Origin of the sequence: Pseudomonas spartinae (assembly GCF_965197125.1) — a bacterium.
GTDB classification, from domain to species: domain Bacteria; phylum Pseudomonadota; class Gammaproteobacteria; order Pseudomonadales; family Pseudomonadaceae; genus Aquipseudomonas; species Aquipseudomonas composti_A.
Genome location: NZ_CBDAMB010000035.1, coordinates 1 through 972, shown reverse-complemented (window position 1 = coordinate 972; position 972 = coordinate 1). Strand labels below are relative to the sequence as shown.

General features: G+C 59.2%; 1 protein-coding gene. It reads right to left on the bottom strand.

Features of this window, described 5'->3' with window-relative positions:
- On the bottom strand, nt 1-972 hold a 972-nt coding region (locus ACN8M7_RS25930; RefSeq protein WP_490262624.1), incomplete at its 5' end, for an HAD-IC family P-type ATPase.

The following is a 972-nucleotide window of genomic DNA, read 5'->3' as shown; positions in this document are numbered from 1 at the left end:
CTATCCGATGTCCGTTGATTTCAACCTCAGAGCATTGAAGACCACCGACGCCGAGCTGACACTCATCGCCAGCGCAGCAATCAAGGGCGACAGAAGATGCCCCGTCAGCGGGTACAGCAGCCCCGCTGCTAGCGGGATTCCCATCGCGTTGTAGAGGAACGCAAAGGCGAGGTTCTGCCTCATGTTTTTCACGGTTGCCACTGACAGGGTGCGCGCTCGCAGGATGCCCATCAGATCTCCCTTGACCAGCGTCACTTGGGCGCTGTTCATCGCCACATCGGTACCGGTGCCCATGGCGATACCTACGTCAGACCTGGCCAGGGCGGGCGCATCGTTGATGCCGTCACCCGCCATGGCGACACGACGGCCATAGCCCTGCAAATCGGCGACCAGTTTCTCCTTATCCTGCGGTTTGACCTCACCATGCACTTCCTCGATTCCGAGCTGCTTCGCCACGGCTCTTGCTGTGGTGAGGCCATCACCAGTGGCCATGATGACCTTTACGTCTTCGCTTTGAAGCTTGGAGACAGCCTGTTGAGAAGTAGGCTTGATCGGATCGGAAACGGCCAGGAGTCCCGCCAGGCGACCATCAACGGCCAAATAGATGATGCTGATGCCTTCCAGACGCAGTTGCTCGGCGCGATTGCGCAGCGGGGTAATATCGACGCCCGCCTCGTCCATCAGTGCGGTGTTGCCGAGCTGCAGCTGATGGTCATCGACCTGGCCGCGCACACCAATACCCGAGCCAGATTCGAAAGTGTCCGGTTTGACCAGTGCAATGCCCTGACCGCGCGCATGATCGACGATGGCATGAGCCAGCGGGTGCTCACTACCCTGGTCGAGACTAGCAGCCAGGCGCAGCACTTCATTGGAGTCGTAACCGCCTGTCCCTTCCGCACTATGAAATACGGGACGCCCCTCAGTCAGGGTTCCAGTCTTGTCGACGATGAGCGTGTCGATCTTGCATAGATT